The sequence below is a fragment of the Rhodococcus sp. NPDC079359 genome (assembly GCF_040702585.1).
Lineage (GTDB): Bacteria > Actinomycetota > Actinomycetes > Mycobacteriales > Mycobacteriaceae > Rhodococcoides.
In genome coordinates this window covers 73,768-97,940 of sequence record NZ_JBFBLH010000008.1, presented here as the reverse complement: position 1 = coordinate 97,940, position 24,173 = coordinate 73,768, and the positions used below count along the sequence as shown (strand labels likewise).

The following is a 24,173-nucleotide window of genomic DNA, read 5'->3' as shown; positions in this document are numbered from 1 at the left end:
CCTCGAGCCTTGCATGGAATCCGGACATCGTCGGCGGTATGGGTCCAAACGGTCTCGGCTACCAACGGCTTTCAGGGGACATCCCGCTGATCAGCGAGCCTCGTCGAGTCGAGCCTCCATCACGAAGTCGTTCAGATCGGCCCGTCGCGTCATCTCCCAGTAGTCGACGATGCGCCACGGAAGCGTCGAGACCACGCGTCCGGCGTCGTTGCGGTACCAGTTGTCCATGCCGCCGTGAGACCAAATCATCTTGGCGTGCGCCTTGTCGTGCTTGCGGACGTACTCCGCTTCCACGTCGGCCTTGCACTCGATGGCTCCGATTCGCTTGTCCACCATGTCGATCAGCACATCGACGATGTAGCGCACCTGGCATTCGGCAATGGTGATGTAGCTGCCGCCGTGGCCCAGTACTGTTCCTGGACCGCAGGTGATGAAGAAGTTCGGGAAGTCGGGAACGGTGATGCCGAGGTACGCGTGCGCATCTTCCGGGCCCCAGATATCGCGGATGGACTCCCCCGATCGTCCGCGCACGTCGATCGGCGTCAGCAGCTTGTGCGTCTCGAAGCCCGTCGCGAGGATCACCACATCGACCTCGGTCTCCGAACCATTCTGCGCAACAACCGAGTTGGTAGTGATCGAGGAGACGGCGTCGGCGATGAGGGTGACGTTGTCGCGCTTGAGCGCGGCATACCAACCGTTGTCGAGCAGCATCCGCTTACCGAAGGGCGGGTAATCGGGAAGAGACTTCTCGATCAGATCCGGCCTGCCGTCGAGCTCGGCTTCGATGTAGCGGGTGAACACCCGTCGATGGGCGTCGTTCATCGGATTGATCGAGCGCTGCGGATGCTCCCACTCGGGATCGACCTGCAGCGAGCTGTGCACCCGATCGTTGAAGTTCCAGGCCAGCCTGGTCCGATACCAGAGCCGGTACAGCGGAACGACATCCATGAGGTAGTTGGCGTCGTCGCCCATCTCGGTGAAGTACACATCGCTCGACGACACCCACTGCGGCGAGCGCTGAAAGACCGTCGCATGCCCCACCGTCGACGCGATGGCCGGCAGTACCTGCATGGCACTGGCCCCGGTTCCGACGATGGCGACGCGCTTGCCGGTCAGATCCAGATCGGCCGGCCAGTTCGCCGTGTGGAAGATCGGCCCCTCGAACGCGTCGAGCCCAGGAATATGGGGCACCTTCGGCCGATTGAGCTGACCGGTCGCGGTGATCACCACGTCGGCGGTCAACGTCTCGCCGTCGACCGTCGTGACGGTCCAGCCCTGCCTCTGCGCGTCGTACTCCGCGGTCGCCACCTCGGTGTCGAAGCGAATGCGTTGCCGCAGATCGTGATCGGAGGCGACATCGCTGAGGTACTGCCACACCTCGTCGCGCTTGCCGAAGTGCGTGCTCCAGGCCCGCGGCGCGAAGGAGTAGGAGTACAGGTGACTGGGGGTGTCGACGCCGGCACCGGGGTAGGTGTTCTCGAACCAGCCGCCGCCCACGTCGGAGTTCTTCTCGAGCACCGTGTGGCTGATGCCCGCCTCATGCAGCTTGATGGAAGCGAGCATGCCGGACACGCCGGCACCGATCACGATGACCGAGAGATCGTTCGGCGCGGCCACGGGAGTGTCCGAGGCGGTGAAACCCATGTCCTCGGCGACCATGACACCGAACTCGGGAGGAACCTGCTCACCGACGGCCACGCTGATCATCTCGACGAGGTGCTCCGAATCGGGCGAGGGTACCGCCATCGGCGCGCCGTCGTGGAACGCGCAGATCGCATCGAGGGCCGCGGAACGGATGCGGTCGGCAACGGCGTCGTCGAATCCGCCGGTGTCGTTGTTGTCCATGCCCCGACTGCGCGTCGGGCGATACGGATCGGCGAGCCACTTGGGATTGCCGGTCAACTGATAGAGCACCGCGACCAGCGTCGGCAGGTTGGCTGCGGTGAGAGCGCGCGAGAGCCGATCTCGATCGATCCGACCCACGGTTTCCGCTGCCGTTGCTGCGTCTGTGGACACCGGTACCTCCTGTTGCGAGCTGCTCCATCCGACTCCGACAGCCCAACTAACCACGGTTAGGCAATATGACGCAAGGGTTTCGCGATCTCGATATTCACAGCTTTTTGACCCTTGACAATGTGGTCCACGCCACACAATGCTTCAGGGCACTACTTAACAGCGGACAGGCGAAGGGACACACCCATGGAACTCACCGAGGCGATGCGCACCACCGGCACCTGCAGGCGGTACCTCAGCGATCCTGTTCCCGACGAGGTGTTCAAGGCCGCGTTCGACGTCGCCCGCTTCGGCCCGCAGGGCGGCAATCGTCAGCCCGTGCGGTGGATCGTCGTGCGGGACGCCGCCCGCAAGCAGGCCCTCGCCGATCTCTACCTGCCGATGTGGGACGCCTACTTCGCCGGCATCACCGGCGGAACTGTCGCTGTCGGTGCCCTGCCCAAGACCGTGCAGGACGCCGACTACTTCGCCCGCCACCTCGCCGAGGTGCCCGCCATCGTCGTGGTCTGTGCCGCTCTGGACGGACTGCACCCCACCGACCACGAACTCGGCCGACTCTCCGTCGTCGGCGGCGCATCCATCTACCCCACGGTGCAGAACCTGTGCCTGAGCCTGCGCGATCAGGGCGTCGCGACCGCGGTGACGACGTTGCTGTGCCACGAGGAACCGGCTATTCGGGAACTGCTCGGCATCCCGGACGACTACATCACCGCCGCGCACATCGCCGTCGGATATCCGGAGAAGTCGTTCCCCCGCAAGCTCACTCGTGATCCGGTGGAACAGATCGTTGCGGCAGAGACGTTTTCGCAGCCGATGTTCGACTCCGCTGCACTCTCCCCCGCCCTCTGACCCAGTTCTGACCTCAGGAGTCCGCCGTGCCCGGTACTGCCATCCACCATCGCTCACCGATCGGCCGCGCCACCATCGGCGATCAACTGCGTCGCCATGCGCGGACGCAGCCGAACAAGGTCGCGTTCATCAGCTACGCGGCGGACGGCACCCGCGCGGTCACCACCTACGGCGAACTCGATTCTCGGGCAAACCAGTTCGCCAACCTGCTCGTCGATCTCGGGGTGACGGCGGGTGACCGCGTCGCATCGATGGCTCGTAACAGCGTCGATGTAGTGGTGGCGTACTACGGCACGCTCAAGGCCGGGGCGGCGTTCACCGGCATCAACGTGATGTATCGGGCACCCGAGGTGAAGCACCAACTCGAACACGCGGAACCGACTGTGGTGGTGGCAGATCCGGCCTACGCCGAGATCATCTCCTCGGTGAAGCCGGAGACCACCACCCTGGTGACGTTCGGCTCCGAATACGCCGCACTGACGGCGAACACCCCGTCCACCGAACCGGACGTCGAGATGGACGAGAACGACGTCGCGATGGTCATCTACACCTCCGGTACCGAAGCGGCCCCCAAAGGCGTGATGATCCCGCACCGCAACTTCCTCATCTCCACCGCGCCCGCGTGGAGCTGGGGCCTGCGCACCGGACCGGAAGACACCTGGCTGTTCGTCATGCCCTTCCACACCATCGCCGGACTCGGCTCGATGACCACCCTCACGCTGATGGGTGCCACCCTCGTACTGCCCGCGACGGTCGACCCGGCGCAATCGCTGCGCATCATCGCCGCCGAGAAGATCTCCGTCATCGCGCAGACCCCCACGTTCTATTTGGCGCTGGCTCGTGACGAGCAGTTCGGCCCCGAGTCCGTGAGCCAGGTTCGACGCTGCCTCACCTACGGTGGCCAGGTGTCACCGCACACGATAAGCGCCTGGGCCGCCGCGGCACCCGAGGCCATCTGGGGCACGTACTGGGGGCAGTCGGAACTCTCGCAGCTCGGCTCGGTCGGCTGGTTCTCGACACTCGACGACATTCCCGACGGCGACGCGTCGTGGATCGGGAAGCCCGTCACCCACCTCGAGATCAAGGTGGTCGACCCCGCGGGCAACGAGAGCGAGATCGGCGAATTGCTCTGCCGCACTCCATCGGTGATGCTCGGCTACTTCAAGGACCCGGAGCGCACGGCCGAGGTATTCAGGGACGGCTGGGTACACACCGGCGACATGGTGCGTATCGACGCCGACGGCAACCTGTTCTTCTACGATCGGATGAAGGACATGATCAAGTCGGGAGGGATGAACGTGTCGTCGCAGGAAGTGGAACGCACCATCCACACGCACCCGGACGTGCTGCGTGCCGCCGTCGTCGGAGTTCCCGACCCGTACTGGTCCGAGGCCGTGACAGCCTTCGTCATCGCCCGCGACGGAGTGACAGCCGACCCGGCCGCGATCATCGAGTACTGCCGCACCGAGTTGGCGTCGTACAAGGCCCCGAAATCGGTACACATCGTGGCCGAACTGCCCGTCGACCCGCAGGGGAAGATCCTCAAGCGTGAACTGCGACTGCTGGCGGCGGTCGAGGAAACCGTATGACGCAGCCGTCCGAGGTCACAGCTTTACCCCGTCAGGTCCGCACGCGGCAACGACGGGACGACATCGTCGCCAACGCCGCAAATATCTTTGCGCGTGAGGGCTATTCGAACGTGGGCATGCGCGATATCGCCGACGCGGTCGGCATCAAGGGTGCCAGCCTCTACCACCACTTCCCTTCGAAGGAAGACATCCTGTTCGCGATCTGCCTGACGGTCACACAGGAACCGGCCGAGGAGAATCTGCCACTGCTCGACGCGGCCGGAACCCCAACCGAGCGCCTCTCGTCTCTGGTGCGGGCGCACCTGGTGCATCTGAACCGTCGACGGGTGGAATACATCGTCGGACTGCACGAGCTCGCCTCGCTCACCCCGGAGCACCGCACCGTCATCGAGGACTACCGCCGCCGATATCAACGACGCGTGCGCGACGTGATCACCGCCGGAATGCGCAGCGGCGAATTCACCGTCCCGGATGCGCGGCTGGCGTCGTTCGCTCTGACCGACATGCTCAACGGCATCAGCAACTGGTTCCACGACGGCGGCGAGCTGAGCATCGAGGACGTCGCCGACGGCTACGTGGAACTCGCCGTCCACCGTGTTCTGGGTGCATCACATGGCAATTGACGGTCACTGCGATCCCGAGTTCGCTGCGGTGCGCGACACGCTCGCCGCCAACCTCGACAGTGGGGCAGAACTCGGCGCGTCCATCGTGGTCGACATCGACGGCCATACCGCCGTCGACCTCTGGGGCGGCTATCGCGACACCGAGCGCCGCCTGCCGTGGGAGTCGGACACGATCACCAACGTGTGGTCGACGACGAAGATGGTCACGTGCCTGGCCGCGCTGATGCTGATCGACCGTGGGGTGCTCGATCCTGATTCGCCGGTCGCGACCTACTGGCCCGAGTTCGCAGCCGCCGGCAAGCAGGACATCGCGGTTCGGCACCTGTTGTCGCACACCTCCGGCGTCTCCGGCTGGGATCGACCGTTCAGCGAAGAGGACCTCTACGACTGGGAGCTGTCGACCTCGCGTCTGGCTGCACAGGCTCCGTGGTGGGACTCACGCACCACGTCGGGGTATCACGCGGCCAGCCAAGGCCACCTGATCGGAGAAGTCGTCCGTCGTGTCACCGGAAAGTCGCTGCGGCAGTTCGTCGCCGACGAGGTTGCCGGTCCGCTCGGAGCCGACTTCCAGATCGGTGCCGCCGAGTCCGACCGGTCCCGGATCGCCGACGTCGTTCCACCGCCCCCGCCGACCGATGATGCCGCGCCCGATCCGACGATGGTGCGTCGCAAGACGTTCCTCGGCCCATTGGTGCAGGCCTCCTCCGCGAATACGCCGGCATGGCGTGCCGCGGACATGGGCGCGTTGAACGGGCACGGCAATGCACGATCGGTCGCGAGAATCCTGTCGGTCATTTCCCGAGGCGGCACCGTCGACGGCGTACACCTGCTGAGCCCCGGCGCGATCGATTCGATCTTCGAGGAGCAGTCCAACGGAGTCGATCTCGCCCTGGGCATCCCGTTGCGCTTCGGCCTGGGTTTCGCTTTGCCACAACAGGAATCGGTGCCCTACATCCCTGACGGGAAGATCTGCTTCTGGGGCGGATGGGGTGGATCCCTGACCGTAATGCACCCGGAGTCGAAGCTGACCATCTCCTACGTCATGAACCGAATGGGGCCGGGAATCATCGGTTCCGACCGGGCGGAGCAGTACGTGCGCGCGGTGTACGAGGCGATCGGCTGACTGCACTCAGCGGGTCCAGGGCGTGCCTGCTGAAGGTGAGACGGCATCGCGTCCACCAACGCTCTCCTCAATCGATGTCGAGGATGATCTTCCCGTAGGCGGTACGCGCAGCCAGCTCCTCGTGCGCTTCCCCGGCGCGATCCAGGGCATAACGCGAGTTGATACGCGGGCGCAACACCCCCTTGCCGACGAGATCGAGCACAGTACGCATCTCGTCGCGCGTCTGGGTATGCGAAGAGATGTAGGAGATCTGGCGGCGGAAGAACTCGATGATGTCGAACTCGACGACTTCTCCCGCGTGAGCACCGATCGACACCAGACGGCCGTACGGGCGCAGCATGAACATCGACTCGGTGAAGGCTGTCCCTCCTACGCCGTCGAAGACCAGCTCGACCCCTCGGCCCCCGGTGATCTCGTCGACGGCGTTGCGCACATTGGTTGTCGTGTAATTGATGACGTGATCGGCACCGTCAGCGGTCGCCTGAGACAACTTGTCGTCTCGGCTGGCCGTACCGATCACGGTCGCGCCGGCAGCCTTGCAGATCTGAAGTGCAGCCGATGCGACGCCACCCCCGATCGAATGGATCAGCACGGTCTCTCCCAACTTCACCTCGGCGCGGATCATGAGCGCGTGCCAGGCGGTGCCGAACGCACTGAGCGAGGCCGCCGCCTCACCGAAGTCGACGGTATCGGGAAGTGTCAGGCAATGGTCGGCGGGTGTCAGGATCTTCTGCGCGTACGTGCCCGGTATGTGCTCGCCGAGCAGTTTGCGGTTGACGCAGATGTTCTCCATGCCCCGTTGACACCACTCGCAGTGGCCGCAGGTGCGGATGTACGAGACCGCTACGCGCTCGCCGATCCGAGCGGGATCCACACCGTCGCCGACCAAGGAGATAACGCCGGCACCCTCCAGGCCCAAGGTGTGAGGCATCGCGAAGTCGAAGCGCGAGACGCCCTCGCGCACATCGATGTCGACGTGGTTGAGCGCGGTCGCCTTCAGATCGACCACCACTTCACCGAATCCCGGATTCGGATCCGGAAGCTCCTCGATCTTGAGGACTTCGGGGCCGCCGTACTCGCGGAATACCAGTGCTTTCATGCCATCTCGTCTCTCGTAGTGCGCATGTTCAGAGTACGGGACGGCCACCGCCGTAATCGGGGCAGCGGTGGTCGTCGGTCTCCGAAGTCGCACTGTCGATCCAGCAGGCGATGTCGAAACCGGCGACGGCGCGCGAATCTATCTGGCGGGAACGGTGATTCCTCGCGCGTCGAGGATGGGTCGAACACCTTCAGCGAAGTGATACGCCTCCTCCAGATGCGGGTAGCCCGAGAGAATGAACTCGTCAAACCCGGCATCGTGGTATTCCCCGATGAGGTTCGCGACCTCCTCGTGCGAACCGACCAACGCCGTCCCGGCACCGCCGCGAACCAGGCCGACACCGGCCCACAGATTCGGGTAGATCTCGAGCGAGTCCTTGCTGCCGCCGTGCAGTGCGGCCATTCGGCGCTGTCCCTCGGACTGCGACGACGAGTGCAGCGCGTGCGCCGCAGACACCTGTTCCTCGGGAAGCTCGTCGAGGAGCTTCTGCGCGACGGCCCAGGCCTCCTCGGACGTGTCGCGACTGATTGTGTGCAGGCGGATGCCGTAAGTCAGCTTGCGGCCCTCGGCATCTGCCAACGCCTGTACTTTTTCGATCTTCGCGCGGGCGTCGGCCGGCGGCTCACCCCATGTCAGGTACGTCTGTACATGCTTCGCGGCGACGGCCAGCGCGGGATCGGAGGAGCCACCGAACCAGAACTCGGGTAACGGATCCGGTGCCTCCGAGACTCTCGCGTCGGCGACCTTGAAGAACTCGCCTTCGTGATCGACCGAGGTCTCGGTCCAGATTCGGCGGACGAGTCCGAGAAACTCGTCCGTGCGCGCGTAGCGCCGATCGTGGTCGGCCCAGTCCCCGAAACGGCGCTGCTCGACGTCGTCGCCCCCGGTGACGATGTTGAACAGCACTCGCCCTTCAGAGAACCGCTGCAACGTCGCCGCCTGCTGCGCCGCCAACGTGGGCGGCGTGAGACCGGGCCGGAAGGCGACGAGGAACTTCAGCCGTCGGGTGCTCTGCAGGAGCGCCGCCGTGGTCAGCCACGCGTCCTCGCACCACGTTCCCGTCGGAGTCAGCACGCCCTCGAAATCGAGTCGGTCCGCGGCCTGGGCGACCTCGGTGAGATAGCGAAGCGACGGGCGACGAAAGCCGGCGGGTTCGCGGAGATTGCCGGATGCGTGGGACGCGCCGACGATGGAGCGGCCGTCGCCTGCGGTGGGAAGAAACCAGAAGATGCGTGCGGTCACGAGTGGAACTCCTAGAACGTGGTGGGTGATCAGTTGGTGGCGGCGGATGCGTCTGCGATGGCGTCGTTGTAACGCGTGTCGACGAAGTCCGCGAACGTGTTGCCGCCGGGGATGCTCCCGCTCTCGACGAATGCATCGAAGAGCGCCTGCTCGGACTCGATCACAGTGTCGTCCAGAGCAATTGCGGGTCGTTGGCTTCGTCCCTGCGCCAATTCACCTGCAGCCGGGTCGATGCCGACGGCGGCGGAGTATGCCGCCGCCCACTCGGCCGGATTTTTCTCGGCCCAGGCCGAGGCTTTGGCCAGACGAACCACGAAGTCCTGCAACGCCGTGTTCTTCGCCGGATCGTCCAGGGCCTGCTGCGAGGCGATACCGAAGCCGTAACCGTTGGCCACGCCCTCGGCGGTGGTCAGTGTCTTCGAGCCGTTCTGCACCTGCGCAATCGCGGTGAAGGGATCCCAGATCGCCCAGGCATCGACCTCACCCGAGGTGAATGCCGTCAGCGCATCCGCCGGCTGGAGGAAGATGATCTGGACGTCGTCCTCGGTCAACCCGGCCTTCTGCAACTGCAGCAGTACGTGGCCGTGCGCGGAACTTCCCTTGCCCACCGCGATCTTCCTGCCGCGCAGATCGGAGAACGAGGTGAGCGTCGAATCGGACGGCACGAGGATCTGATCGCCGCTGGCGTCGTTGCTGTAGGCGGAGACGACCTTGATGCGCGCGTTGGCTGCGACCCCGAACACCGGAGGTGTGTTGCCGGTGACCGCGAAGTCGATCTGGCCGGCTGTTGCGGCCTCCACCTGAGGCGGGCCGGAAGTGAAGGTGGAGAACGCAACATCGTATGGGGCCGAGTCGAGCTCGCCCGACGCACGAAGCAGCGCCTCGGTGCCGCCCTTCTGGTCGCCGACGTCGAGGGTGACCGTGGTGAGCTGGTCGTCGGAGACGAGTTCGGGTGCTTCGGTGGTAGTGGTGTCGCTGCCACGGGAGACGCAGCCGGTGAGTCCGACGACCGTCAGAGACAGCGCAGCGAGCACACCGATGGCGCGCAGGGATCTGGAACGAGCGTGTGACGACATGCGTGAAAGATCCTTCTGATGAGAGGAATTGATCGGTCAGTGGACGCCGAGGGCGGAGAGCAAATGGGTACGAATGCGAGAGAATCCCGCTGTTCCCCGGTCGCGGGGACGAGGCAGATCGACGGTGACGGTCTCGGCCACAGCACCCCCGTCGAGCACCACCACCCTGTCCCCCAACGCGATTGCCTCGTCGACGTCGTGGGTGACCAGAAGGATGCCGAAACCGTGCCGTCCCCACAGGTCGAGCAGGAGTGACTGCATGGTCAGTCGAGTGAGTGCATCGAGCGCCCCGAACGGTTCGTCCAGGAGCAGCAGTTCCGGCTCCCCCACCAACGCCCGCGCCAGGGCTGCGCGCTGAGCTTGGCCACCGGACAACGTGAGAGGCCACGCGTCTCGCTTCTCGGCCAGCCCGACTTCGGCGAGCGTTGCATCCGCGGCAGTCAGCGCGTCGTTGCCGGTGACGCCTGCTGTGTTCAGACCGTAGGACACGTTCTGGCGGACCGATCGCCACGGAAACAGCCGTGGTTCCTGGAACGCCACCGCGGGATTCCCGGCGACGTGCCGCTCACCCGTATGGTCGGTCGACAGCCCGGCCAGAACGCGCAGGATCGTCGACTTGCCGGACCCGGATCGTCCGACGAGCGAGACGATCTCGCCGCGTTCGATGGACAGATCGACCCCCTTCAGCACGTGACTGGATCCGTAGAACTTGTCGATCCCGTGCAGGGCGGCAACGGACGTTGTCGTCGCAGTCATGAGTCAGACATCCAATCGGTAACGAAGAGCGCGTTTTTCGAGGATGCGCACGATGCCGTCGGTGGCGATTCCCATCAGCGCGTAGACAACGAGCCCAAAGATGATGGTGTCCACGCGCAGGAAATCCCGCGCATTGTTGATGATGTAGCCGAGCCCGGATTCGGCATTGATCTGCTCGGCCACGATCAGCGACAACCACGCAATGGCCAGCGATTGCCTCAATCCCACCAGTAGTTGTGGGGCGATGCTGGGCAGGATGATGGTGGTGAACCGCTGACGCCACGAGAAGCCGAGTACGACGGCCGTGTCGAGGAAGTCGCGATCGATCTGGCGGATCGCCGAGAACGTGTTGAGGTACAGCGGAAATGCGACTCCGAGAGCCACGAGCAGAATCTTGGGAGTCTCGCCGATCCCGAACCACAGGATGAAGAGCGGGATCAGCCCGAGGTGCGGAAGTGCCCGCAGCATCTGCAGCGGCGGATCGACGGTTGCCTCGGCGAGCTTTGACAGTCCGACGAGCGCACCGAGCGCCACCCCGATCACACCTCCGAGCACGAGTCCCTGCACCACACGGGTTCCGGAGACGGTGAGGGCATCGGCCAACTCTCCGTTGCGTAGCAACTCTAGGCCCGCGTCGAAGATCAGCGATGGTGCCGGCAGTACTCGTTCGGAGAGAACTCCGGCAGCACTGGCAATCTGCCACAGGACGAGGAGCGCGACGGGTGAGAGAACGCGAACGACGGTCCATCGGTACCGCTGCCACACCGACTGTTTCGTCGAAACATGCGCGGGGCCGCCGTTGGGAACGTCGCTGACATGCGTGTCCACGGGTGCCGCGGGAACGGCGTACGACGTCACGACCATGGGTACAGGCCTTCCGGTTGAGTGCGAGCAGGTTCGACTACTCACCTTCGGTCAGACCGGGGCCTACGACCAGGGTTCGAATCAGCGTGAATTTAGGTCGGGCAGAATTGCTCTCATGAACGTCGAGCCCATCCATACCGAGCGCCTGACGCTGCGCCTGTACGAGCCCACCGACGTGGACGGGATTCTCGCGTACTACAGCGATCCCGAAGTCTGCCGCTACCTACTGCACGAAGCGTGGTCGCACGCCGATGCCGTTGCTGCGGTGGGCAAGCGGATGAAGCGAACCGGATTGAACACTCAGGCACTCGCGATGGTCGCCGAACACGAGGGGACGGTGGTGGGCAACGTCGAGGCATGGTTGATCGACGGATCCCCGGCGCTCGTCGAACTCGGGTGGACGTTCTCCCCTGCCGTGTCCGGCCGCGGATACGCCACCGAGGCGGTGAATGCGCTGATCGAGCACGTGTTCTCGCTACCCCAGATACACCGTGTCAGCGCGCAGCTGGACGGACGCAACGACGCCTCTGCCTGCCTGGCCGCGCGGGTCGGGATGCGGCAGGAAGCGCAATTCCGCCAGAACTGGTGGTGCAAGGGTGAATGGACCGACACCCTTGTCTACGCGATGTTGCGCGAGGATCGCTGACGTCCATCATGCGACGTTCACCTCTGCGTTGGTTCTGCGACATCGAACGGTGACCGGAGTGGGGCAGTCTCCTGGGAACTTCTCTCGAACTCATAGGAGCTTCACGGATGGCCCTGCGTCGTAGCGCTGCCCTACTGGGCACACTCGCACTGATCTCTATCGCATCCACGTCGCTGGGCGCTGTCGCCACTGCCGCGCCGGCACGGACAGCGTCGCCGCTGTGCCAGGTCGCTGACCTGCTCCCCACCGGATCGTCGTCAGGCCTCGGTTACCAATGTGCCGAAGCGGGTGAGCTTCTCGATCTGCCGATCGGTGAGGTGCGCGCGACACAACCGTCACTCGGGTACGACGAGGTGTACTACAAGCTCGGTCGGTACACGCTCGGCAAGGACGAGATCAACAAGAAGTTCGACGACTGGTGCGAGGCCAACGGCCAGGAAGAGGCCGCGTCGGCGATGCCCGATGCGCGACTGGACAATCCGTCGTCGTTCACCTGCACTGTGCCCGTCGGCCAGGAAACGCCCGACACCATCGCGCCCATGAAGACCGTCGTCATCGGCCCGGGCGGCGTCCCGTACCTGACCGACGGACACCACACGCTCACCTCGTTCTACGAAACGGCTGACGGTGGACCGAATCTGCATCTCCGACTGCGGGTGGTCGCGAACCTCAGTGATCTGAGCACCACCGATTTCTGGGCGCGGATGAAAGCCGAGAAGTGGGTGTGGAACTACGACGTCGACGGCAACGAGGTTCCGGTGGAACAGCTGCCCTCGGGAGTAGGCCTCGCCAAGTTCCAGGACGACAAGTACCGCAGCCTGACGTACTTCGCCCGCGACATCGGCTTCACCCCCGGAACCATCCCGTTCCAGGAATTCTATTGGGGTGCATGGGTTCGCGACTCCGGCGCAGTCGATATCAGTGGATGGGACAGCAACAACCTCACGAGCTACCTGAGCACTGTCGAATCGGTCTCGCGCGCCCAGGTCGCCGCACCGAAAGACGCGGTGATCGACAGTGGCCGCACCGCAGCGGAACTCGGTGCACTTGACGCATGGAACGACGGCAAGGCGGTCACGAAGGGTGAATTCGGAAAGCTCTCGGCCCCGTACTCGGACGACAAGCCAGGCAAGCTGGCCTACGCCTTGCAGTACAAAATGGGGCTGCCCAGGTAGTGCTTTTTCGACCCGAACATGAATCGGACGGGCTGCGCGCGAATCACCAGCGGTCGACGTGCAGCACCGTCTCGATCGGATCCCGAGGAGCGACCTTGAAGGTCTCCCCCGTGTAGTACGCCGTGGGAATCAGCGCACCCTGATGGAAGTCGTCGGGGATGCCGAGCAGTTCCGAGATCTCGGCTTCCTTCGCGAGATGAATTGTGGTCCATGCTGTTCCGAGACCACGCGCCCGTGCGGCCAGGGCGTAGTTCCACACCGCGGGTAGCAACGAGCCCCACAGACCGGCTTGATTGCCGGCCGGGAGCGTCTTGCCGGCCTGGATGCACGGAATCAGCAGAACCGGAACCTCACCCATGTGCTCGCCGAGCCAGCTCGCACTGTCTCCGACACGCTTCTGGACCGAGGCACGTTCTGGGTCGTCTGTGAACAGGGCCGACGCAGAATGCTTGGACGCCTGATACGCGGTGAACAGTTCGCCGTAGATCGCACCGATGCGAGCGCGAAGATCAGGATCGGTGACGACGATCCACTGCCACCCCTGCTTGTTCGAACCGGACGGGGCCTGCAGAGCGATCTCCAGGCATTCCTTGATCAGTTCCATCGGAACCGGTCGCGTCAGGTCGAGACGCTTGCGGACGGTGCGCGTGGTGTTCAGCAGCTCGTCGGGAGTGAGGTCGATGATCGGGAATGAAGTCACTCCTCGATCATGCACCACCCGCAGTCACTCCGGCAGCATTGTTCTGATGATCGCCCACGCAGAGGCGTCGACCCACGAGGGGTTGGACTGCTGCGGCGATCGGAACACCTCGAGCGTCGACAGTTCCGCGATGCACTGAATGTCCGACGCAAGAATCGGCTCGTCGAACAGCGTGATGTCCGTCGAGATTTTCCACTGGGGACCCGGTACTGAGGTGCCCGTCAAGGTGCCGGCGCCCCAGATTCCGCGTCGCGGATGGCTACTGACCCAGAACAGAACTGGCTGCCCGGGTGCCATCAGACGAGTCCGATAGTTGTCGGCGACGCACCACTGCTCGTGCGCACGTCCGGCGTCGACCATCGGCGCGAGATCGGTCTTGTGCGGATTGCACTTGATCACCCACGCACCGAATGTCTCATCGGTGATTGCCCGTGCCGTCACCGCAGCCAGCCTACCGAGCGTCAGACCTCCATTCCGAGGCATTCTTCGTGTGGGACACACGACGGCCTCGATGTGCCCGGTAGCTTGGGTCGCATGGATGGAGTCGACGTCATCGTGTCGCACTGGGCTGTCGCGCGCCCCGAACTCGACGTATCCGGACTGAAGGTCTTCGGCCGGTTGCACCGAAGCTTTCTGGTCTACAAGACGACTATTGCCGCGACATTCGAGAAGTACGGCATCACCGATTCTGGCTTCGACGTGTTGGCCTGCCTTCGGCGGTCACTGCCGGATCACCGCCTGACTGCCGGCGAACTCGCCGAGCAGACGCTCGTCACCACGGGCGGGCTCTCACTACGGGTGAAGCGATTGGAGGACGCCGGTCTCGTCACCCGCACCCGGGACGCCGTCGACGCGCGGGTCGTCTACGTCGAGATCACCCCCGCCGGTAGTGCTCTCGTCGATGCCGTTGCCGATGAGCACTTCCACAAGCTGAACACCATGCTCGGCGATTTGAACGAAGACGATGTTGCCACTCTCGCATCCTTGCTCGGCCGCCTGGAGCATTCGGCCCGGGCTGTCGAACTCGCGAATGCGCCTTCCGATACACGCGCGGAACCCACCCCGTAGAAAATTCTTTCGGCAGTTAGTGATGCGGGGCACACCACTTGTGACCTGCATCTCTTCCATTTCCGGCGCGTAAATCCTGCGTAACGCCAGTTCGGAATGATGATCCCTGCATTGACGTCTTAGCGCTAAGGCATTAGAACTGTCTTAGCGCAAAGATAATTGCCGTGCCAACGCCTCAGCCGAACGGACTCCTTCGATGACACTCGCTGCACCACACGTCTCAGCAAGCCTCACCGCCGACCTCACCGACGAGATCTACGTCGGCGGCAGCTGGATCCGCGGCGCAGGAGATCCGATCGAGTCGATCGATCCATCGAGCGGCGAAGTGTTCGCCACCCTCCACGCCGCGACGGCCGAAGACGTCGACACCGCAGTCCGCAGTGGTTCCGCCGCGGCGCGGGTCAGCGGTTGGTCCACGATGCTGCTTCACGAGCGTGCCGCGGTTCTGCATCGAATCGGGAACGCGGTGGAAGACAACGCCGGCCGCATCGCGGCAGTGCAGACCCTCGATACCGGTAAGACGCTGACCGAGACCCGAGCGCTGGCCATGAGCGCCGCCAACACGTTTCGCTACATGGCCGCTGCGGTGGAGACCATGGACGGCGCCCTGACCACACCCCGCGGCCCATGGATGACGATGTCCACTCACGAGCCGATGGGCGTGATCGGTGCCATCACACCGTGGAACTCCCCCATCGCGTCCGACGCCCAGAAGATCGCTCCGGCACTGGCCGCGGGCAACGCCGTCGTCGCGAAGCCGCCGGTGTGGGCACCGTGGGTGACGCTGTTGCTGGCCCGGCTGTGCGACGAAGCCGGACTCCCCGCAGGCCTCCTGTCCGTCCTCCCCGGCCCAGGCCGCACCGTCGGCGAAACTCTGGTCCGCCACCCCGGCGTCGCAAAAGTGACATTCACCGGCGGAACCAGCACCGGTCGTCATCTTGCGCATCTCGCAGCCGACAAGTTGATGCCCATCACCTTGGAGCTCGGTGGCAAGTCGCCCACCATCGTCTACGACGACGCCGACATCGAACGCGCACTGCAGGGTGTCCTCTACGGCATCTTCTCTTCGAGCGGACAGAGCTGCATCGCAGGTTCACGTATCTTCCTGCATCGCAACATCTTCGAGAGCTTCACCACCCAACTCGTCGAGCGCGCGCAGCGATTGCGACTTGGACCTGGAACGGACCCGAGTACCGACGTCGCACCGATGATCGCTCTGCGACATCGAGATTCTGTTGCCGACATGGTCGACGCAGCCGTAGCGAACGGTGCGACGGTGTTGTGCGGCGGTGCGATTCCGACCGAGGGCGCACTCGCTGGGGGTGCCTACTACCCGCCGACCGTGTTGACGGACGTGCGGAACTCCGACGCCATCTGCCAGGAGGAGATCTTCGGTCCGGTCGCGGTGGTGCTCCCCTTCGACGACGACCTCGACCTCGTCGAGCAAGCGAACGACAGTGTCTACGGTCTCGCCTGCGGCATCTGGACCGAAGACTACCGACGGGCACTCCGCACAGCGAAGTCCATCGACGCCGGCACCGTGTGGATCAACACGTACAAGCAATTCTCGATCTCCACGCCGTTCACCGGGCTGCGCGACAGCGGGCTCGGCACCGAGAAGGGCCGCGACGCGGTACGGCAGTACTCGAACCAGAAGAGCATCTACCTCGATCTCTCCGATACCCCCTCGACATGGGGCCGGAACCGATAAGCACGAAAGGATCAGCATGACAAGCACATTCACCAGTACATCGGCCCATCCTTACAGTCCCGCCTACAGAGTGGCCGGCTTCGGATTCGTCTCCGGCGCACTGTCCGTCGACACCGAGGGCACCGCGGTCGACGGCATCGAACCGGCCCTCGACGCAGCCGTCGCCAGGATGACCGAACGCCTCGCCACGATCGACATGACGCTCGCCGACGTCGTCAAGACGACCTACTTCGTCACCGACGTCACGACCCGCGATGCGGCGAACAGCCACTACAAGACCGTGTTCGCCGAGCCGCGACCCGCACGCTCTTTCGTCGAGGTCGCCGCCCTCCCCTACGGCGCAACCGTGGAAATCGAAGCCATCGCATACCGACCCTGAAACCCTCCACCATCACTCGAAAGGACCACATCATGACCGCTCCGGAGAAGACCACATCCGACCTCGAGAACCTGATCGATTCGTGCATCGCCAGCAAGGAAACCCGTTTCGAGGACTGGGACACCCTCGGGTTCCAAGCCGCCAAAGGCGGAGATCGCTTCAAGCGCGCGCAGATTCGCTACATCGGTTCGGGCGCAACGGGTAACCACGAGGGCGACTCCCGTTCGCTTCCGTCCGAGCACTTCACGTTCTCCAACATGCGCCTTCCCGCAGGCGCAGTCGGGCCCGAGCACACCCACCACGACGTCGAGGAGGTCTTCTACGTCCTCGAAGGTGAACTCGAGGTCGCTGTCCACGACGTCGAGGACGGCACCAAGAAGGCAGTCCGCCGCCTCGGCTACCGCGATCTGATCCGCGTTCCCGCGGGCGTACCGCGCAGCCTCGCCAACGTCGGCGACACCGACGCGCTGTTCTGCGTCGTCATCGGCGCACCCAAGCCGCAGCTGCCCACCTACCCGCCGAGCTCCGAAATGTTCGGCGTCACTCGCTGACCGAACGAATCTGTACGGAAGGAACTTTCGATGTTCGAGCACACAGCGAGAACTTTGCGCGTGAAGTGCAAGAGCTACGAAGCCGACGGCGTCACCAGTGTCACGCTGGTCGATCCCGACGGCGGCGCGCTGCCGACGTGGGAACCGGGAGCTCACGTGGCTCTGCACCTGCCCGGTGGTCTGACGCGCGAGTACTCGCTGTGCTCGGACCCGAGCGACACCAGCCGTTGGACCGTCGCGGTTCTGCGCGTCGAGAAGTCGCGGGGCGGGAGCCTGCACGTCCACGACAAGCTGTCGGTGGGTGCGCTGATCGAGGTCGACGGCCCCCGTAGCGCATTCGCACTCGACGAGAGCGCGCAGCGGCACGTACTCGTCGCAGGCGGCGTCGGTGTCACACCGATCGTTGCGATGATGCGCCGGCTCGAGCAGACCGGCTGCGAGTGGACGATGCTCTATGCAGGACGCTCTCGCAGGACCATGGCATTCGCCGACGAGATCGCCGCATTCCCCGCCGCCACCATCCATGCCGACGACGAACAGGGCGGGCTACCCGACTTGCCTGCGCTTCTGGGCGGACTTTCGGCCGGAGCAGTTGTCTACTGCTGCGGCCCGGCTCCCCTACTCGATGCCGTCGCCGCCGCCATACCACCGGAGGCAACCCTACGGACGGAACGCTTCGCTGCCCCTGAGGTCGTCGCCCCAGCGGGCGGTGACACCGCATTCGACGTGGTACTGAACCGCACCGGCGAGCGCGTACCAGTCTCCCCTGATCAGTCGGTGCTCGACGCCCTGCTCGACGCCGGGCTCGACCTACCGAGCTCGTGCACCGAAGGCATTTGCGGTACCTGCGAGGTCGGCGTGGTCAAGGGCGATGTCGACCACCGCGACTTCCTTCTCGGCGAGGCCGAGCACGCCGCGAACAAGACCATGTTCCCGTGCGTATCACGTTGCCGTTCATCCGAACTCGTCCTAGACCTCTGAGGAGCCTCATGAACGTGCCCACTCACCGCCAGCCCGTCCTGACCGACACACCCGTCTGCAACCTCCGCAGTCTGCGATCGGTTGCCCTGACCGTGCCGAACCCCGTTGCATCACGCGATTTCTATCACGAGGTGTGGGGGCTGAGCACCGTCGAGGAAGACGGCGACCGCTTCTGGCTGCGCGCCACCGGAACCGATCATCACGTACTCGACCTACAGCGCGGCGATTCGAATGCATTGGGGCGCATCAGCTTTGCCGTCGGTTCGCCTAGGGAAGTGGACGACGCAGCTCGCGCCCTGCACCGGATCGGCGTTCCCGTCCTGCGTGAACCCGGCATGCTCGATCACGCCGGCGGTGGCTACGGGCTCCGGTTGGTCGACCCCGAGGGTCGCATCGTCGAACTGTCCGCCGACACATACGCGGTGCCCGCGCAGGATCCGAACGGCCGCCGGGCAATCCCTCGCAAGATTGCCCACGTCGTCCTCAACACGGTCGATATCGAACGGACTGCAGCGTTCTACACCCAGGTCCTCGGCATGCGGATCTCCGACTGGTCCGAGCGGCAGATGACGTTTCTTCGGTGCAACACCGACCACCATGTCATTGCGCTCAACCAGGCACCCTGGACAGCGCTGAACCATATCGCCTACGAGATGCCGTCCATCGACCATTTCATGCGCGGGATCGGAAGCCTGCGCTCTCACGGCATCTCACCGCAGTGGGGTCCCGGCCGCCACGGCCCCGGCGACAACACCTTCTCCTATTTCACCGACCCCGCCGGCCTGGTCTGCGAGTACACCTCGGAGGTCGAACAGATCGACGAAGATGCATGGCTCTGCCGGACCTGGCGTCGCACGCCCGAACTGTCGGATCAATGGGGCACGGCCGGACCTCCGACCGCCACCGTTCGAGCCGCGATGGCGGGCATCCCGGACCTCGGTGCACGAACACTGTTCGAGCCGAACCACTCCGACTACTTTATCCCGATACCCGAGCTGGTGGATATCTCATGACCATCGGCTCGATGACCGGTTCTACGTTCGTGGGCGGTCTACACGTGGTCCAACACCAGCCGCCCCAGCGAGTCTTCGACCCGGTTGTACTGATTCTGCACGGTATCGGCGGGTCGGCTCGATCGTCTGCGCACGTGGCGTCCGAATTAGCCGACCGCGGCGTTCACGCATGGTGCCTCGACGCCGCCGGTTACGGTGAGTCCGCCGATCCCGGAACAGAGCATGATGCCGTCGCCGACGTCCTCCGCGTTGCCGACGCCATTTCACCGGACCGCCCTCTCGTATTGCTGGGCACCTCGTGGGGCGGGGTGGTCGCCCTTGCAACAGCGCTCGCCCGACCCGAGCGGATCGCCGGCCTCGTCCTCGCCGACAGCACCCGCGGCAGTGGTGCAACCCCCGAAAAAGCCGAATCCATGAGAGCCCGCTCTCGCGATCTGGCAGAGCGAGGAAGCGCAGTGATCGCTGCCGAACGCGCGCCTCGACTTCTCGCCCCCGGGGCCGACCCCAAGATGGTCGAGACGGTGCGAGCCTCGATGTCCGCGTTGCGCCACAGTGGGTTCGCCGCGGCGGCAGAGTTCATGGCATCCACCGACCACGGCCCGCGGCTCGGAGAAGTCACCTGTCCGACACTGGTTCTCGTCGGCAAGCATGACGTGGTGACCGGCGTGAACGAGTCCCACCTACTCGCAGAGTCGATACCCGGAGCGCAGTTCCGTTCGATACCCGATGCAGGACATGTCGCAATCCAAGAACAGCCTGCCGCGGCCGCCGCACTCGTCACCAACTTCCTGGAGCACCTGACATGACCGGAACCATTGTCGTCACCGGTGGCGGCCGCGGACTCGGCCGATCCATCGCCGAACGACTCTGCCGCGACGGCAACCGAGTGATCATCGCCGAACGAAACCCCGACACGGCCCACGAGTGCGCAGAAGCCCTGCGCAGCAACGGATACGATGCCGAGGCCGTGGTCACCGACATCGGTGACAGTGACTCCGTCCGCGCCCTCGCAGAGCGCGTGAGTGCTGAGCACGTGACCGGCCTGGTCAACAACGCCGCGATCGCAGACGGTGTTGGCGGCAGGACATTCTTCGAACTCGACGAGTCCGAGTTCGAGCGTGTCACGTCCGTCAACATTCGCGGTACCTGGGCGGTGTCGAAGTACCTGTGGCCCGCCATCGAGAAGTCGACAGGCGCGATCGTCAACATCGCATCCGATGTCGCGATGTACGGTTCGCCGCGCTTGGTGCACTACGTCTCGTCCAAGGCTGCGGTGATCGGCATGACCAGATCGATGGCACGGGATGCCGGCGACTTCGGTGTACGGGTGAATGCTGTTGCGCCCGGACTCATCCGGGTGGAGGCGACCGAGAGCGTTCCCGACATCCGCTACCGCACGTACACCGAAGGCCGAGCCTTGAACCGCGAACAGACTCCCGAGGACGTCGCCGGCGTCGTCCGTTTCCTCCTGTCCGACGACGCAGCGTTCGTCACCGGACAAACCATCGTCGTCGACGGCGGCTTCATCTTCCGCTGAGGAGCACACCCATGGACCTGCAGTTGAAAGACCGACGAATACTGATCACCGGTGCCAGCTCGGGCATCGGTCTCGCGACGGCAACGATGCTCGCGGGTGAGGGAGCACGGCTTGCCCTGTGCGCCCGCGACGAGGATCGGCTGCGCGAGACGACTTCGGAGCTGGCGGCCAGTACCGACGTGTTCACTTTCTCGTGCGACGTGACGGACAGACAGTCGGTCGAGAACTTCGTCTCTCACGCTGTCGACAGCCTCGGCGGCCTCGACGGCGTGGTCTGCAACGCAGGCCGATCGCTGATGAGCGCGATCGACCAGACAACCGACGACCAGATCCGAGAAGAGTTCGATCTCAAGATCTTCGGAGCGCTCAACGTAGTCCGGGCGGCGAAGAAGGCACTGGCGTCGTCGGATTCGGGGGCGATCGTCGTCGTCAACGCGATCCTCTCCCGCCAGCCGGAATCGCGGCTGGCGATCACCGCCGCCGCGCGTGCCGGTCTGCTCAACCTCTCCCGCTCTCTCGCACAGGATCTGGCTGCGGACAATATCCGCGTCAATTCCGTCCTGCTCGGACTTGTCGACACCGGACAGTGGCAGCGCCGTTACACCGACAGCGACTCCGCGCTCGATTTCGACGAGTGGAGCGCCGAGATCGCTGCGGATCGAGGAATAGGCCTCGGCCGCTTCGGCACCGCGGACGAGCTCGCTTTCCCCATCACCACGCTCCTGTCGCCGCGCAGTAGCTACATCACCGGCGCATCCCTCGACGTCGGCGGCGGCGTCCACCGCTACGTCTAGCGACCCGAACATTCTCAGGAGAGAGACATGACAGAAAAATCAGGCGTCCGACGCACGGGCGGTGACGTGCTCGTCGACGTGATGCGACGCCACGGCGTCACCACCGCGTTCGGCGTCATCAGCATCCACAATCTCCCTCTCGTCGAAGCCGTCGACCGTGATCTCGAGTTCGTCGAGATGCGCCACGAAGCAGCTGCGGTCAACGCCGCCGACGCGTACGCCCGGGCCACGGGCGGCATCGGCGTCGCGCTGACGAGCACCGGAACGGGCGCGGGCAACGCAGCAGGGTCGATGATCGAGGCGCTGACCGCCGGGAGCCGGGTTCTGCACATCACCGGTCAGATCGAGACCGAATTCCTGGCACCGAATCGGCCGGCACCGAGCCGTGGAGTCATCCACGAATTCCCGAAGCAGCCGCAACTGCTCGATGCAGTGTCGGTGCATAGTGCGACAATCAACGACGTCAAAGACGTTGCGGTAGAGCTCGAGACCGCGATTCGCCGTATTCGATCGGCACCGACGGGCCCTGCCAGCATCGAGTGGCCCAGCGATCTGCAGTATCTGGCGACCCCCGAGAAACAACGCCCGTTCGAGATGACCGACGTTCCTGTGCCGGTTGCCGACGCGGACACGATCGCGCGTGGAGTCGAGCTGATCGACGCGGCGAAGGCTCCCCTGTTCTGGCTCGGAGGCGGAGCAGCAGGCGCAGGCCCGGAACTCACCGAGCTCGCACATCGAGTCGGAGCCGGCATCCTCACCAGCAACTCCGGCCGCGGCATCGTGCCCGAGACCGACCCACTCGTCATCGGCAACTTCGCTACGACACCACAGGGGCGCGCGCTGCTTGCCGACTCCGACCTTCTCATTGCCGTCGGCACCCATTTTCGGTCCAACGAGACCGCGTCGTACAGCTTGTCATTGCCTGACAACATCATTCAGATCGATGTCGAGGCGTCCACTATCGGCCGGGTCTACCCTGCCACCGTCGGAATCGTTGGAGATGCCCGGTCCGTTCTGACATCTCTCGCTGACCGCGTTGCCGCACAGCCAGGTTGGACGGCGCGCGTCGCCGAGGTCCGTGAGGCCGTACGCAGTGATCTGACCGAGTACATCGGCGGTTACGCCGACATCTGCGCGGCGATGCGCACAATCCTGCCCGACCGCTCGCCGATCGCCCGCGATGTCACCATCCCGTCCAGCCAGTGGGGTAACCGTCTGCTGCCGATACACGAGCGCGAGACCAACATCTTCCCGCTGGGCGGCGGCATCGGCCAAGGCCTGGCGATGGGCATCGGCGCAGCTCACGGCAGACGTGATGTGCCCACGTTGGTCATGGTCGGCGACGGCGGACTCGCGGTGCACCTGGGTGAGCTGGCCTCACTCGCGGGTTCGAGCGCGCACGTCATCGTGGTCGTGTTCAACGACGGTGGCTACGGCGTTCTTCGGAACATGCAGGAGGCAAACGGGTTTCGGCGATCCGGTGTCGACCTGCACACTCCGCGCTTCGACCTGCTCGCGGCGTCGCTGGACATCCCGCACCGGCTGATCCAACGCGTCGAGACGTTCGCCGACGCGTTGACCGATGCGATAGGACGCACCGGGCCGAGCATCATCGAGGTGGACGTCGCCTCGGTAGAACCCACACCAGGGCCCTTCGTCCCGCCCGTTCACGTGCCGAGCGAGGCCCAACGATGAGCGCCGTTGCAGCTGTGAGGTGGTGGGACGACGATGCCCAGATGGCCGTCGCTGCAGCCGTTCCGACACATGTGTTCGCAGCGGGCACCGACGCTCACGCCGCCATCGAGCTTGCCGTCGCGCACCCGGAGACCGTGCTGAGCCTGATTCTCGCCGACCCGACATTCGACATCGAGCAGCATGCGTACCTGCTTGCGTCGGTGACGGTTCCGACGCTCGTCATCGCGTCGGCGCCGGAGCCCACTACCGATCTGACCATCCCACAACGGCTCGCCGGAGACATCGAGAACGCAGTGTTCGTCGTCATCGACGATTCGGCCAACCCCGTCCACACCTGTAAACGAGAGTCGTTCCACGAGTGGACGTCCTCCTTCGTCACCATCGCCGAAGGTCTGGCGCTCCGTTCCGGAACAGCACTCACCCCGCCCACTCCCCTCGCCGAAGGAGCGTTCCGATGATCACTCGCACAGCCCGCGAGCCGTATCTGGAAACACACCAGACCCACCCGCAGCCGATCACGCCGTACGAGCGCAAGCTCGCCGGCTCGCTGAGCGAGATCTACTCCGGCGGAGTCGACACCCTGGACGGCGTCGTCTCCGGCCTGAACGACCTCGGCCTGCACGGGCCGGACGGCGGTCCGTGGACCGCCGACAACTTCCGCGCCGAGATGCGCAGATTGGGGAAATGAG

The 24,173-nt window shown here is 64.6% G+C and carries 26 protein-coding genes; 18 read left to right on the top strand and 8 right to left on the bottom strand.

Annotated elements, in window-relative coordinates:
- Window positions 1-90: 90 nt before the first annotated feature.
- Entirely contained in the window at window positions 91-2,016 is a 1,926-nt protein-coding gene (locus tag AB0362_RS19160) for an NAD(P)/FAD-dependent oxidoreductase (RefSeq protein ID WP_317533677.1), read from the bottom strand.
- Between the two features lie 183 nt (window positions 2,017-2,199).
- On the opposite strand from AB0362_RS19160, the gene AB0362_RS19155 reads away from it, so the two are divergent.
- The 4 genes from AB0362_RS19155 to AB0362_RS19140 are packed head-to-tail and all read left to right on the top strand — an operon-like array spanning window position 2,200 to window position 6,197.
- Window positions 2,200-2,862, top strand: a complete 663-nt coding sequence (locus AB0362_RS19155) for a nitroreductase family protein (protein WP_032383742.1) — start codon at window positions 2,200-2,202, stop codon at window positions 2,860-2,862.
- Between the two features lie 26 nt (window positions 2,863-2,888).
- Complete coding sequence (locus AB0362_RS19150; protein ID WP_317533678.1) at window positions 2,889-4,451, top strand: class I adenylate-forming enzyme family protein; 1,563 nt, start codon at window positions 2,889-2,891, stop codon at window positions 4,449-4,451.
- Window positions 4,448-5,074, top strand: a complete 627-nt coding sequence (locus AB0362_RS19145; RefSeq protein ID WP_317533679.1) for a TetR/AcrR family transcriptional regulator — start codon at window positions 4,448-4,450, stop codon at window positions 5,072-5,074. The genes AB0362_RS19150 and AB0362_RS19145 overlap by 4 nt, the downstream gene beginning before the upstream one ends.
- A complete protein-coding gene (locus AB0362_RS19140; RefSeq protein WP_317533680.1) occupies window positions 5,064-6,197 on the top strand; it encodes a serine hydrolase domain-containing protein in 1,134 nt (377 codons plus the stop codon). The genes AB0362_RS19145 and AB0362_RS19140 overlap by 11 nt, the downstream gene beginning before the upstream one ends.
- Before the next feature lie 67 nt (window positions 6,198-6,264).
- Here the strand turns inward: AB0362_RS19140 and AB0362_RS19135 are convergent, their stop codons facing one another.
- The 5 genes from AB0362_RS19135 to AB0362_RS19115 form a co-directional block, all read right to left on the bottom strand.
- Window positions 6,265-7,296, bottom strand: coding sequence for a zinc-binding dehydrogenase (locus AB0362_RS19135; protein WP_300515012.1), 1,032 nt, complete (start codon window positions 7,294-7,296; stop codon window positions 6,265-6,267).
- A gap of 138 nt (window positions 7,297-7,434) precedes the next feature.
- Entirely contained in the window at window positions 7,435-8,538 is a 1,104-nt protein-coding gene (locus AB0362_RS19130) for an LLM class flavin-dependent oxidoreductase (RefSeq protein WP_300515014.1), read from the bottom strand.
- Window positions 8,539-8,567: 29 nt separating this feature from the next.
- Complete coding sequence (locus tag AB0362_RS19125) at window positions 8,568-9,614, bottom strand: ABC transporter substrate-binding protein (RefSeq protein WP_317533681.1); 1,047 nt, start codon at window positions 9,612-9,614, stop codon at window positions 8,568-8,570.
- A gap of 36 nt (window positions 9,615-9,650) precedes the next feature.
- Window positions 9,651-10,370, bottom strand: a complete 720-nt coding sequence (locus AB0362_RS19120) for an ABC transporter ATP-binding protein (protein ID WP_317533682.1) — start codon at window positions 10,368-10,370, stop codon at window positions 9,651-9,653.
- 3 nt (window positions 10,371-10,373) lie between these two features.
- A complete protein-coding gene (locus AB0362_RS19115) occupies window positions 10,374-11,234 on the bottom strand; it encodes an ABC transporter permease (protein ID WP_149407850.1) in 861 nt (286 codons plus the stop codon).
- Window positions 11,235-11,349: 115 nt separating this feature from the next.
- Between AB0362_RS19115 and AB0362_RS19110 the strand changes: the two genes are divergently transcribed.
- Together AB0362_RS19110 and AB0362_RS19105 are read left to right on the top strand one after the other, a co-directional pair.
- Entirely contained in the window at window positions 11,350-11,880 is a 531-nt protein-coding gene (locus AB0362_RS19110; protein ID WP_317533683.1) for a GNAT family N-acetyltransferase, read from the top strand.
- A gap of 107 nt (window positions 11,881-11,987) precedes the next feature.
- Entirely contained in the window at window positions 11,988-13,055 is a 1,068-nt protein-coding gene (locus tag AB0362_RS19105; RefSeq protein WP_317533684.1) for a ParB/Srx family N-terminal domain-containing protein, read from the top strand.
- A gap of 43 nt (window positions 13,056-13,098) precedes the next feature.
- Here the strand turns inward: AB0362_RS19105 and AB0362_RS19100 are convergent, their stop codons facing one another.
- Both AB0362_RS19100 and AB0362_RS19095 read right to left on the bottom strand, forming a co-directional pair.
- Window positions 13,099-13,755: a nitroreductase family protein gene (locus AB0362_RS19100; protein WP_317533685.1), complete on the bottom strand. Its 657-nt coding sequence runs from the start codon at window positions 13,753-13,755 to the stop codon at window positions 13,099-13,101.
- Window positions 13,756-13,779: 24 nt separating this feature from the next.
- A complete protein-coding gene (locus AB0362_RS19095) occupies window positions 13,780-14,196 on the bottom strand; it encodes a hypothetical protein (protein ID WP_317533686.1) in 417 nt (138 codons plus the stop codon).
- Between the two features lie 93 nt (window positions 14,197-14,289).
- Here AB0362_RS19095 and AB0362_RS19090 point away from each other — a divergent pair, with 93 nt between their 5' ends.
- The 12 genes from AB0362_RS19090 (at window position 14,290) to AB0362_RS19035 (ending at window position 24,172) form a co-directional block, all read left to right on the top strand.
- Window positions 14,290-14,823, top strand: coding sequence for a MarR family transcriptional regulator (locus tag AB0362_RS19090; RefSeq protein WP_317533687.1), 534 nt, complete (start codon window positions 14,290-14,292; stop codon window positions 14,821-14,823).
- 196 nt (window positions 14,824-15,019) lie between these two features.
- Window positions 15,020-16,534: an aldehyde dehydrogenase gene (locus tag AB0362_RS19085; protein ID WP_317533688.1), complete on the top strand. Its 1,515-nt coding sequence runs from the start codon at window positions 15,020-15,022 to the stop codon at window positions 16,532-16,534.
- Between the two features lie 16 nt (window positions 16,535-16,550).
- The gene (locus AB0362_RS19080; protein ID WP_317533689.1) at window positions 16,551-16,913 is read left to right on the top strand and encodes a RidA family protein; all 363 of its coding nucleotides are present in this window, start codon (window positions 16,551-16,553) and stop codon (window positions 16,911-16,913) included.
- A 32-nt stretch (window positions 16,914-16,945) separates the two neighbouring features.
- The gene (locus tag AB0362_RS19075; RefSeq protein WP_094741477.1) at window positions 16,946-17,464 is read left to right on the top strand and encodes a cupin domain-containing protein; all 519 of its coding nucleotides are present in this window, start codon (window positions 16,946-16,948) and stop codon (window positions 17,462-17,464) included.
- 30 nt (window positions 17,465-17,494) lie between these two features.
- Window positions 17,495-18,445 (top strand): PDR/VanB family oxidoreductase, encoded by a 951-nt coding sequence (locus AB0362_RS19070; RefSeq protein ID WP_317533690.1) that lies wholly within the window; start codon window positions 17,495-17,497, stop codon window positions 18,443-18,445.
- An 8-nt stretch (window positions 18,446-18,453) separates the two neighbouring features.
- The gene (locus AB0362_RS19065; RefSeq protein ID WP_317533691.1) at window positions 18,454-19,458 is read left to right on the top strand and encodes a VOC family protein; all 1,005 of its coding nucleotides are present in this window, start codon (window positions 18,454-18,456) and stop codon (window positions 19,456-19,458) included.
- A complete protein-coding gene (locus AB0362_RS19060) occupies window positions 19,455-20,264 on the top strand; it encodes an alpha/beta hydrolase (protein ID WP_317533692.1) in 810 nt (269 codons plus the stop codon). The genes AB0362_RS19065 and AB0362_RS19060 overlap by 4 nt, the downstream gene beginning before the upstream one ends.
- Complete coding sequence (locus tag AB0362_RS19055; RefSeq protein ID WP_317533693.1) at window positions 20,261-20,995, top strand: SDR family oxidoreductase; 735 nt, start codon at window positions 20,261-20,263, stop codon at window positions 20,993-20,995. Before AB0362_RS19060 ends, AB0362_RS19055 begins: the two co-directional genes overlap by 4 nt.
- 11 nt (window positions 20,996-21,006) lie before the next feature.
- Window positions 21,007-21,789 carry an SDR family oxidoreductase gene (locus AB0362_RS19050; RefSeq protein ID WP_317533694.1) on the top strand — a complete coding sequence of 261 codons (783 nt, stop codon included), beginning with the start codon at window positions 21,007-21,009 and terminating at the stop codon, window positions 21,787-21,789.
- A 27-nt stretch (window positions 21,790-21,816) separates the two neighbouring features.
- Entirely contained in the window at window positions 21,817-23,484 is a 1,668-nt protein-coding gene (locus AB0362_RS19045; protein ID WP_317533695.1) for a thiamine pyrophosphate-binding protein, read from the top strand.
- Window positions 23,481-23,942, top strand: a complete 462-nt coding sequence (locus AB0362_RS19040) for a hydrolase (RefSeq protein WP_317533696.1) — start codon at window positions 23,481-23,483, stop codon at window positions 23,940-23,942. Before AB0362_RS19045 ends, AB0362_RS19040 begins: the two co-directional genes overlap by 4 nt.
- Complete coding sequence (locus tag AB0362_RS19035; protein ID WP_317533697.1) at window positions 23,939-24,172, top strand: recombinase-like helix-turn-helix domain-containing protein; 234 nt, start codon at window positions 23,939-23,941, stop codon at window positions 24,170-24,172. The genes AB0362_RS19040 and AB0362_RS19035 overlap by 4 nt, the downstream gene beginning before the upstream one ends.
- The last annotated feature ends 1 nt before the right edge of the window (window position 24,173 follow it).

Excerpts from the sequence above, each read along its gene's own strand:
- AB0362_RS19040 (WP_317533696.1), top strand. The coding sequence starts at position 23,481 with ATGAGCGCCGTTGCAGCTGTGAGGTGGTGGGACGACGATGCCCAGATG.
- AB0362_RS19055 (WP_317533693.1), top strand. The coding sequence starts at position 20,261 with ATGACCGGAACCATTGTCGTCACCGGTGGCGGCCGCGGACTCGGCCGA.
- AB0362_RS19090 (WP_317533687.1), top strand. The coding sequence starts at position 14,290 with ATGGATGGAGTCGACGTCATCGTGTCGCACTGGGCTGTCGCGCGCCCC.
- AB0362_RS19125 (WP_317533681.1), bottom strand. The coding sequence starts at position 9,614 with ATGTCGTCACACGCTCGTTCCAGATCCCTGCGCGCCATCGGTGTGCTC.
- AB0362_RS19115 (WP_149407850.1), bottom strand. The coding sequence starts at position 11,234 with ATGGTCGTGACGTCGTACGCCGTTCCCGCGGCACCCGTGGACACGCAT.
- AB0362_RS19135 (WP_300515012.1), bottom strand. The coding sequence starts at position 7,296 with ATGAAAGCACTGGTATTCCGCGAGTACGGCGGCCCCGAAGTCCTCAAG.
- AB0362_RS19085 (WP_317533688.1), top strand. The coding sequence starts at position 15,020 with ATGACACTCGCTGCACCACACGTCTCAGCAAGCCTCACCGCCGACCTC.
- AB0362_RS19060 (WP_317533692.1), top strand. The coding sequence starts at position 19,455 with ATGACCATCGGCTCGATGACCGGTTCTACGTTCGTGGGCGGTCTACAC.
- AB0362_RS19075 (WP_094741477.1), top strand. The coding sequence starts at position 16,946 with ATGACCGCTCCGGAGAAGACCACATCCGACCTCGAGAACCTGATCGAT.
- AB0362_RS19110 (WP_317533683.1), top strand. The coding sequence starts at position 11,350 with ATGAACGTCGAGCCCATCCATACCGAGCGCCTGACGCTGCGCCTGTAC.
- AB0362_RS19145 (WP_317533679.1), top strand. The coding sequence starts at position 4,448 with ATGACGCAGCCGTCCGAGGTCACAGCTTTACCCCGTCAGGTCCGCACG.
- AB0362_RS19080 (WP_317533689.1), top strand. The coding sequence starts at position 16,551 with ATGACAAGCACATTCACCAGTACATCGGCCCATCCTTACAGTCCCGCC.
- AB0362_RS19070 (WP_317533690.1), top strand. The coding sequence starts at position 17,495 with ATGTTCGAGCACACAGCGAGAACTTTGCGCGTGAAGTGCAAGAGCTAC.
- AB0362_RS19065 (WP_317533691.1), top strand. The coding sequence starts at position 18,454 with ATGAACGTGCCCACTCACCGCCAGCCCGTCCTGACCGACACACCCGTC.
- AB0362_RS19105 (WP_317533684.1), top strand. The coding sequence starts at position 11,988 with ATGGCCCTGCGTCGTAGCGCTGCCCTACTGGGCACACTCGCACTGATC.
- AB0362_RS19045 (WP_317533695.1), top strand. The coding sequence starts at position 21,817 with ATGACAGAAAAATCAGGCGTCCGACGCACGGGCGGTGACGTGCTCGTC.
- AB0362_RS19120 (WP_317533682.1), bottom strand. The coding sequence starts at position 10,370 with ATGACTGCGACGACAACGTCCGTTGCCGCCCTGCACGGGATCGACAAG.
- AB0362_RS19050 (WP_317533694.1), top strand. The coding sequence starts at position 21,007 with ATGGACCTGCAGTTGAAAGACCGACGAATACTGATCACCGGTGCCAGC.
- AB0362_RS19155 (WP_032383742.1), top strand. The coding sequence starts at position 2,200 with ATGGAACTCACCGAGGCGATGCGCACCACCGGCACCTGCAGGCGGTAC.
- AB0362_RS19035 (WP_317533697.1), top strand. The coding sequence starts at position 23,939 with ATGATCACTCGCACAGCCCGCGAGCCGTATCTGGAAACACACCAGACC.
- AB0362_RS19140 (WP_317533680.1), top strand. The coding sequence starts at position 5,064 with ATGGCAATTGACGGTCACTGCGATCCCGAGTTCGCTGCGGTGCGCGAC.